Source organism: candidate division WOR-3 bacterium (genome assembly GCA_016926475.1).
Taxonomy (GTDB): Bacteria; SDB-A; SDB-A; order SDB-A; family SDB-A; genus JAFGIG01.
The window spans coordinates 1-8,278 of sequence record JAFGON010000064.1 but is presented as its reverse complement, the minus strand read 5'-3'; the positions used below and the strand labels follow the sequence as shown (position 1 = coordinate 8,278).

Genomic DNA, 8,278 nt, shown 5'->3' with positions numbered 1-8,278 from the left:
ATTAGAAGAGTAAAATCAAACTGTTGCCAAAAATTATTCAATTTTTTAAAAGAGGGGTTTTGTGTAGAGTTTATTTATTAATATAAATGTAAATCATAAATTTACATTTATCGTTTTTTTTAAACTTGACAAAAGTTTATTTTTTGTCATAATTGTAAATTATGAATAGACAAAATCCCCGAAAATTAAACCAACTTCTCAAAATATGGCCGAAAAATACTGTCGCAATCAGCAAATGGCTGAAAGAGCAAGGAATTTATCGTCAACTCATAGAAATTTACGAAAAATCAGCATGGATTGAATCTATAGGTCATGGAGCTTATATGCGTTCAGGTGACAAAATTGATTGGACCAGTGGTTTGTATGCCCTACAAGAACAATTAAAACTCAATGTTCATGTTGGTGCCCGTAGTGCGTTAGAACTTCATGGTTATGGACATTTTATTCCTTTTAATGAAAAACATCCCATTTATATATTTGGATTGTCCAGATATTTGCCAAAATGGTTTATGGAGTATAACAGGGGATCGTCTTTGAAATATACTTTTACTAACTGTTTCCCTTACGAAAAAAAAATCGGATTGTCAAAAATAGAAATGGGAGAATATTCAATAACTATTTCGTCAAATGAAATGGCTATAATGGAAGTGTTATTTTTAGTAGATAAAACAGAGACATTCGAGCATGCTGGTCTTTTGATGGAAGGATTGAAAACATTAAGACCGGATCTTGTTCAATGGCTATTGGAAAAAACAGTTTCAGTAAAAGTAAAGCGCCTGTTTATGTATTTTGCTGAAAAGTTTAATCAACCCTGGGTGAGTCATCTTAATACAGCAAGAATTGATTTCGGCAAAGGAAAACGTGTTATATCTAAAGGAGGAGTTCTCGATGTAAAATATCTGATATCTGTCCCGAATGGAAATCAAAGTGAAAAATAGCAGTACAATGAAGAAAAAATTCTTCAAGCAAGCAAGATTAATGCTGCAATCTTTACCTTATGTTTTTGAAGAAAAAGTGTTTGCACTAAAGGGTGGCAGTGCAATAAATTTCTTTTTCAGGAACATGCCCAGATTATCCGTAGATATAGATTTGACTTATCTGCCTGTAGAATCAAGAGATATTTCTTTGGTAAAAATCGAATCCTCATTATCGCGAATAGCTGAAAATATTGAACGCAGGATCCCTGGTATAAGTATTCAAAAAGGGCATATTACTGATCCCAATATGACTAACAAAATTTTTATTAGACAAACTGATGTACAGATAAAAATTGAACCAAATTTAGTTAACAGAGGTACTGTCTTTCCTGTAGAAAAACATATACTATGTAAAAAGGCACAAAATATTTTTGAACTTTCCTTTGAAGCCATCACTGCATCCTTTGCTGATATATTCGGAGGAAAAATCTGTGCTGCTTTAGATAGACAACATCCTCGGGATTTTTACGACATAAAACAGCTGTTGAATCTTGAAGGTATCACAGAACAGATACGAAAAGCTTTCATAGTAAACCTAATTAGCCATAATCGGCCTATTCACGAATTACTTGATCCTGTTTTTAGTGAATTTAATAACGTATTTGAAGGGGAATTCCAGGGAATGACAGAGGACGATGTATCGTATGAGGACTTAGTAGAAGTGCGTAGATCATTGTTGCATATTATTCGTAGAAGTCTGACAGAGAACGAAAAAGATTTTTTATTAACTTTTAAAAAAGGTGAACCAAATTGGAATCTATCAGGGATTGACGTTATAGAGAAATTACCTGCGGTTCAATGGAAACTGGCAAATATAAGAAGAATGAATAAAGAAAAAAAAACCGAACTACTTTCAAAATTGAGAAATGTGTTGTCAAAATAGAATATGATATACTCTACAGTTGGGGAACTTATGCAGACATTTCTACTGGAACATACTTCTTAGTAATAAACACCGGAGGAAAAACTCTTCACAAGGGCAAATTCACGATTTTCGAATAATGGAAAAAATGAAAAAGGGCAAGATTATTCTTGCCCTTTTAAAAAAACTCAAATTAATCTACGTAACGGAATCCAGAAACGGGTTGATATACCCAAGAGAAATCAAAATCATAAGTATCCAAAATGGTAACCCTGACTCTTACATATCTTGAGTCTCCGTTATGAACCCAGAAATAACCATTGACGCTAAGAGGTTGATAATTTGCATAACCAGTAGAGGGTGCTTTTGCAACATAAGAAGGGTCTGTTGAATAAGCTATTGAAACTTGTCTTGTTCCGTTTAAAGGAGCTTGGTTTGCTCTGACTATGTTCAACTCATTGTTGTCGTAGTAGCAAAAAATATCTGTTAAAGTGGCAGCGTTAGGATCTAACCTCGATATTGATGTTCCTGTTCCTGTTGTAGTCCAGTAATAGCAAGAAGCGAGAGATGAGTACGACCATTCCCCTAATTGACCTGATCCTGTATAAGGAGCTGTAGATACCGAAGATGACCAGCCGCTCGTGTCGTTGTCGACAAATGTTCTAACTCTGTATGCGCCGAGTTCTGTGGGATCGTTGTGGGTGTAGCTCAGACCCGTCACTACTGCATAGCCTTTTGAACCGGGGTATTCTACCTGGTAAGAATCGGCGCTTGCGACAGCAGTCCAGCTAATTACAACACCATAACCATCTGATGTTGCTGTAATTGTAACAGTAGTTGGAGCTGAGGCAGTACCGCCTCCTGGGTTGGTCGGGTTGTCGTCTTTTGTGCAGCCGAAAACTATCAGTGCGGCTGCGAAAACACTTATTAAAATAATTCTTTTCATTTAGGACTCCTTTATTCGATTATTATTTGAGGTCCAAGGTCTGGATGACCGCCTGATGAGCCGCCGCCAGAAGATGAGCCTGCTTTAAGTTTTTCAATGACCTGAACAAGAGAATCATTTGTCAATTTAAGTTGAACATTTTCTTCCCCGAGCCTTTCCATCTCAGCGTCGATCTCTTCAATGTCCATGTCGCCGAATTTATCAATCTGTTCTTCCAAGTCGGAAATTTTGCCTTCCAACTCTGTTTTCTCGTTTGTCATTTCAGTGACTTTATCCTGAGCCGCCTTCAGATCGTCGAGAAGCTTCTGGTTGTTTCCCATCATTGAACAACCGACAGTCAAAAGAACAAAAGCGGACAAGACACACACCGTTAGAATTCTTTTCATAAGACCTCCTTTAAATTACTTACATTTTATCAGAGTAGAAAATGATAGTCAAGGCGAGGATTTTTTTGTTGTGAAAAATCTTGACGGGCGAAGAGTTTCATTGTAAAAAACTTTCTCATCGTTTTTTGAAATATTGCACCTTTTTGCCGGGGTGGCGGAATTGGCAGACGCACCAGCTTGAGGGGCTGGCGGGAGTAATCCTGTCTGGGTTCAAGTCCCAGTCCCGGCATTTTTCTTTGGAGTTGTTTTTTTTCAGTCCTCCTATATAATTTCTCTATGAAATTGGCTTACATTTTTTTTGTTTTGTCCCTTTACTCATTGGAAATCGGCTCGCTTTCTTTTGTCCATGGTCCGAGGATATCAAGCGTTTTCAGAGATTCGGTTTTCATAATCGCTGAGACAGACGCTTTGTGCTCTCTGAAAGTTCTGTATGGCGAAGAAAACGGAGCTATGTCGGAGACCGTTTATTGCTCGACGCCCGACACTTTCCATCTGGCTGTTCTCAGAGACTTCACCGGCGCGAGAACATGGAAATATTCCGTGACCGCGTTCAACGCTCAGGATTCCGCCCTTACACCCGTCCGGACTTTCCGGATGCCGGCAAATCCCGGCGAAACTTTCAGTTTCGCCGTTTTCGGCGACGCCCACTGCACCGCCGGCTCAGGAGGAATTTCTCCCGCCCTCACAGCCAATGTAATCAACATGGTGTCTTATGACCCTGATTTCGTCGTCTTTCTGGGAGACGCGGTCCATAATTCCTATTACCAGAGCGAGGTGAGAGAGCAGTGGGATAATTTTAAAGCGGCTACAGACACCTTAGCATACAACAGGCCTGTGTTCATGACTATTGGAAATCACGACGTAAACACTTGGTACCACAATTTCAACGGCGGAGATATTTTAGTCGATGAATTCGAGATGCCTCACAATTCTCCCGTGCCGCAGTTTTACGACGAACTGGTCTATTATTTCGACTGGGGAGACGCGCGGGTTTTCATCCTCGACTCCGACTGCTACGACAACCCAGAAGTCATTGACATCTACCAAAGGAACTGGCTGGAACAAAACCTCTCAGGTATTTCCTCCCGTTTCAAGATAAGTGCTCACCATGAACACGCGTGGTCTTACGCCGGAGACGAATACGGTTTTCTAGGAGAACATGTAACTGAGAGGGACGCGTACTGGAAAGTTCTCAGAGACTACGGAGTTATTCTCGACATGGCAGGGCACATACACCTCTACAACAGCGATTTTTTCGGAAGAATTCTTCCCGACACGATAACCTGCGTGAGGCAACTTATATCGGGGGGCGGCGGAGGGAGCATAGTCCAGGGGCACTTTGGAAACTTTCACCATTTCTGCCTGATAGAAGTCCGTCAGAATTCACTCAACGTGACGGTAATCGACACATCTGGTGCCGTAAGGGACAATTTCGTCATGACCTGCGTGGAAGAAGGAGAACCTGTTCTTGGGGACGATTTCAATCGAGTCCAGACCTTTTTGGGAGGGTTCAGATTTTACGCGGAAGAAAACGGCAACCTAAGCGTTTTAGACCAGTCCGGAAGGGTTGTTTTCAGAGAAGCAGTGCTGGAAGGCCGCTGGGCTGAATTTTCAAATTTCAGGCCCGGAGTGTATTTCATCCTCTTCAATTCCCCTTCGAGAACGGTTTCCTGCAAAACGACGGTAGTAAAGTAGAATGATAATTTCCTTTTTGACATTGAAAATCGCATTGTCAGTGATCGGCTGGTTCATCCTCGAACTTATCATTTTGAAAAAGTTCAAACACAAGTTTCTCGTCAAAAACATTTTTTTAATCCACGCGCTTTTGTTTTTCTTGTTTGTATGGTTGATGTCCCTCCTCGTTTCCGAGCTGTTTTTCTCTCCAAAATTCAGCGATGGCATGAGCAGTCTGTTTTTCGGAATAGCCCTTTTTATTTCCGCCTATTTGATTGCGGACGCGGCCGATTTTATTCTTTCCGGCAAAGCCTATTACAGGGGACAAACGACAAAAATCATTCCGGGAGTCCTGAGAAACATAATCAAATTCACCGCAGTCATAATTCTGGTTCTTTTGATTCTTTCGCTTCATTTTAAAGTTGAGCTAAAAGGCATATCGGTGACTTCCGCGGTATTGGCAGGTGTTCTCGGTTTTGCGCTCCAAGAGACACTCGGAAACCTTTTATCGGGAATAGCCCTGAACATGGAATCCCCTTTCAGGCATGGAGACTGGATCAGGGTGGGCGAAGACGAGGGTTGGGTGGTTGATATAACTTGGAGGTCGACCACCATACACACCAGGGATGACGACTTGATAACCATTCCAAATTCAAACGTCAGCTCAGGTAAGATCATCAACTTCTCAAAGCCTCAGAGAAACAAGGCGGTTGAAGTCAACGTCGGCGTCTCTTACGAAAACTCACCCGAAAAGGTAAAGAACATAATGATTCAATGCGCCCTAGAATCCAAACTTGTCAAAAAAGACCCAAGACCTATCTGTTGGCTTTCAAACTACGGGGATTCCTCAATTAGTTACAGGCTGAAGTTCTGGATAAAAGATTATGGAGAAGTTTATCATGCTCAAGACGAGGTATTGACGAAAATATGGTATTCGTTCAAGAGAAACAGAGTTGAAATTCCTTTCCCGATAGTCCAGGTAAAAAATTACGAATCGAGAGAAGTTTCGGATGAGGCAAAAATTCAAGAGACGATGTCAGTCCTAAAAAGCGTCCCGATTTTCGAACCCCTGGAGAAAGACGACCTGGTTTCGCTGGCGAAAAATTCACCGAAAGTCTCCTACGGACAAGGAGATACAATAATAAAACAAGGCGACGAGGGCGACTCGATGTTCATCATCACGAGAGGCGAAGTCGTGGTCGAAAAAAGGGACAGCGACGGGGCAAGCAAATTCGTCACAAAACTCGGCCCACTCGACTTTATTGGCGAGATGTCTCTTCTGACAGGAGAGAAGAGAAGCGCGAGCGTCAGGGCTTCCTCCGAAGTAGAAGTCATTCTCATAAACAAAAACACCTTCAAGGGAGTGATCGTAGCCAACCCAAAAATAGCGTTTTCACTCAGTGAAAAACTCCTTACGAGAAAAAAAGAACTTGAAAGAATATCAAATGCCAATTATTCTGAACAGAATCGGGAAATTGACGAAAAAGAAAAATCTTCAATTCTCATGAGAATACAAGGATTTTTCGGTTTAACCAGGAAGTGAGAGTATGTTTTTCAGAAAAAAAGACAAAGCGAATAAAAACATGAGTCCCGTGCGCGAATGGATTGAATCCATAGCTGTCGCGGTCTATTTTGTGATGATAGTTAGGCTTGTTCTGATACAATCTTTCAGGATACCCACTCCGAGCATGGTCAACACCCTTCTCGTCGGAGATTTTCTGTTCGTAGAAAGGGTCTCTCTCGGACCGAGAATAGCATACCACAGAGCGGGTGAGGAGCTGTGGAACCTGCATCTTTTTAAAATATCCGAACCGCAGAGAGGGGACATAATAGCTTTCAGGTATCCGATTGATGGAAGGGATTTCGTAAAAAGGTGCATAGGGCTTCCCGGAGATACCGTCATGATAAGAAACAAGAAAGTTTACATAAACGGAAAACTTCTTCAGGAAGATTACACGGTTTACACAGACGACAGAATTTTCCCGTCGCTTTTTCAGACGAGACTCGGCGCTTCTTTAGCGCAGGAAGAATACCAGAAGCTCTGGGAAGAAAGAAAATTCCATGAAAACTCAATCTTCCCCTACATCAGGGACAACTTTGGGCCAGTAGTCGTCCCCGAAGGAAATTACCTGATGCTCGGTGACAACAGAGACAACTCCGACGATTCAAGGGCATGGGGTCCTGTGCCGGAAAAAGAATTGCGTGGAAAACCTCTGATTCTTTATTTTTCCTTCGACACCAAGGAGAACGACAGAATAATTCCTCCGTGGAAATGGATTAAGTGGACGAGGATAGGCAGGCTGATAGTTTAGAAAAATATTTTCATGGGAATTGACAAGAAAGGGATTAGAATATATTCTTTCTGGAATAAATCACTGGGGTGTCGTCCAATGGCAGGACTCGTGACTCTGGATCACGCTATTGGGGTTCAAATCCCTGCACCCCAGCCAAATCTTCTCCATGAACATTAAAAATCCCAAACAAATCTACGACCTTGAAAAATACTTTTATGATTTCAAAGGTCAATACACCATAACGGAGTCGCAAGAACTGACTCTCGATGAAGCGAATGAGTTGCTTTCAAAGATAACCGAAAGAATCGCAGGGCAACTCCCCGAAGAAAGGCAGTATTCAACTGAGATCGGATATGCCGTTATAGATAGGTTTGAAGAAACAGAAGAGTATTTTCTCGCGGTCACTTTTCTTTCCGAACTGGCGGAGGAAAAACCTGTTTCAAACTGCAGTAAACTTTTAATTTTGAAAAAGAGCTCAGAACCACAGGAAAGTCAAGATGAGACGGGAGACCTTTTGCCATTTGCCGAAATGTTCGCTGGTTTTTTCAATTTATGGGGTGTAAAAAGACAGAGTATTTTCCCTTTTATTCCGGACAAGTTTTTTTTCGAATACGATTTCGAGACGTTCGATTTTTTTTTGGTGAAATTCGTGTCGCCCGTGAAGATATCAAAAATGCAGTCCTATTACTCAGCCAACGATTATATTCTTCTTTCCGGCGAATTCGCGGATTTTGAAAAATACTCCGGGTCAGAAAACGTCGCCGGAAAAAAAATCGCGAAACTGCTGGAAAACAAAAACAGGGTAAAAATTAAAATTTCCGAACTTGTCCGTTTAACAGGAGAAGGGGAAGAGACGCTGTCCTCGGCTTTCATGTTTTTAGCTTCAGACCACAAAATAATCGAAAACAAAGGCAAAACATTTTTTGGATCTTCGGCGATAGTTGTTGTCACAGGTGAATACGCCACAATCTATTCGCCTTCTTATTTTTTGACAAAATAAAAAACGCCCGATTTAGATTGACAACGGTTAAAAATACAATATAATTAGAAGTAAATTTACGTCGCGGGATGGAGCAGTGGTAGCTCGCTGGGCTCATAACCCAGAGGCCGAGGGTTCAAATCCCTCTCCCGCAACCATT

General features: G+C 41.3%; 8 protein-coding genes and 3 tRNA genes. 9 read left to right on the top strand and 2 right to left on the bottom strand.

The window, feature by feature from the left end; translation table 11 throughout:
• The first annotated feature begins 161 nt into the window (after positions 1-161).
• Both JXA84_06450 and JXA84_06445 read left to right on the top strand, forming a co-directional pair.
• Complete coding sequence (locus JXA84_06450) at positions 162-938, top strand: type IV toxin-antitoxin system AbiEi family antitoxin (protein ID MBN1150842.1); 777 nt, start codon at positions 162-164, stop codon at positions 936-938.
• Positions 916-1,860, top strand: coding sequence for a nucleotidyl transferase AbiEii/AbiGii toxin family protein (locus JXA84_06445; GenBank protein MBN1150841.1), 945 nt, complete (start codon positions 916-918; stop codon positions 1,858-1,860). Before JXA84_06450 ends, JXA84_06445 begins: the two co-directional genes overlap by 23 nt.
• 172 nt (positions 1,861-2,032) lie before the next feature.
• Here the strand turns inward: JXA84_06445 and JXA84_06440 are convergent, their stop codons facing one another.
• Together JXA84_06440 and JXA84_06435 are read right to left on the bottom strand one after the other, a co-directional pair.
• Complete coding sequence (locus JXA84_06440; protein ID MBN1150840.1) at positions 2,033-2,785, bottom strand: hypothetical protein; 753 nt, start codon at positions 2,783-2,785, stop codon at positions 2,033-2,035.
• An 11-nt stretch (positions 2,786-2,796) separates the two neighbouring features.
• Positions 2,797-3,171: a hypothetical protein gene (locus JXA84_06435; GenBank protein MBN1150839.1), complete on the bottom strand. Its 375-nt coding sequence runs from the start codon at positions 3,169-3,171 to the stop codon at positions 2,797-2,799.
• A gap of 145 nt (positions 3,172-3,316) precedes the next feature.
• Here JXA84_06435 and JXA84_06430 point away from each other — a divergent pair.
• The 7 genes from JXA84_06430 to JXA84_06400 all read left to right on the top strand — a co-directional run bounded on the left by JXA84_06430 (position 3,317) and on the right by JXA84_06400 (position 8,276).
• Positions 3,317-3,400, top strand: a tRNA-Leu gene (locus JXA84_06430).
• A gap of 47 nt (positions 3,401-3,447) precedes the next feature.
• Positions 3,448-4,866 (top strand): metallophosphoesterase, encoded by a 1,419-nt coding sequence (locus JXA84_06425; GenBank protein ID MBN1150838.1) that lies wholly within the window; start codon positions 3,448-3,450, stop codon positions 4,864-4,866.
• 22 nt (positions 4,867-4,888) lie between these two features.
• Positions 4,889-6,388, top strand: coding sequence for a mechanosensitive ion channel (locus tag JXA84_06420; GenBank protein MBN1150837.1), 1,500 nt, complete (start codon positions 4,889-4,891; stop codon positions 6,386-6,388).
• A gap of 4 nt (positions 6,389-6,392) precedes the next feature.
• Positions 6,393-7,157 (top strand): signal peptidase I, encoded by a 765-nt coding sequence (gene lepB / locus JXA84_06415; GenBank protein ID MBN1150836.1) that lies wholly within the window; start codon positions 6,393-6,395, stop codon positions 7,155-7,157.
• 64 nt (positions 7,158-7,221) lie between these two features.
• Positions 7,222-7,295 (top strand) — tRNA-Gln (locus JXA84_06410).
• A 10-nt stretch (positions 7,296-7,305) separates the two neighbouring features.
• Entirely contained in the window at positions 7,306-8,139 is an 834-nt protein-coding gene (locus JXA84_06405) for a hypothetical protein (GenBank protein MBN1150835.1), read from the top strand.
• Between the two features lie 62 nt (positions 8,140-8,201).
• Positions 8,202-8,276: transfer RNA gene (locus JXA84_06400), tRNA-Met, on the top strand.
• Positions 8,277-8,278: the final 2 nt, after the last annotated feature.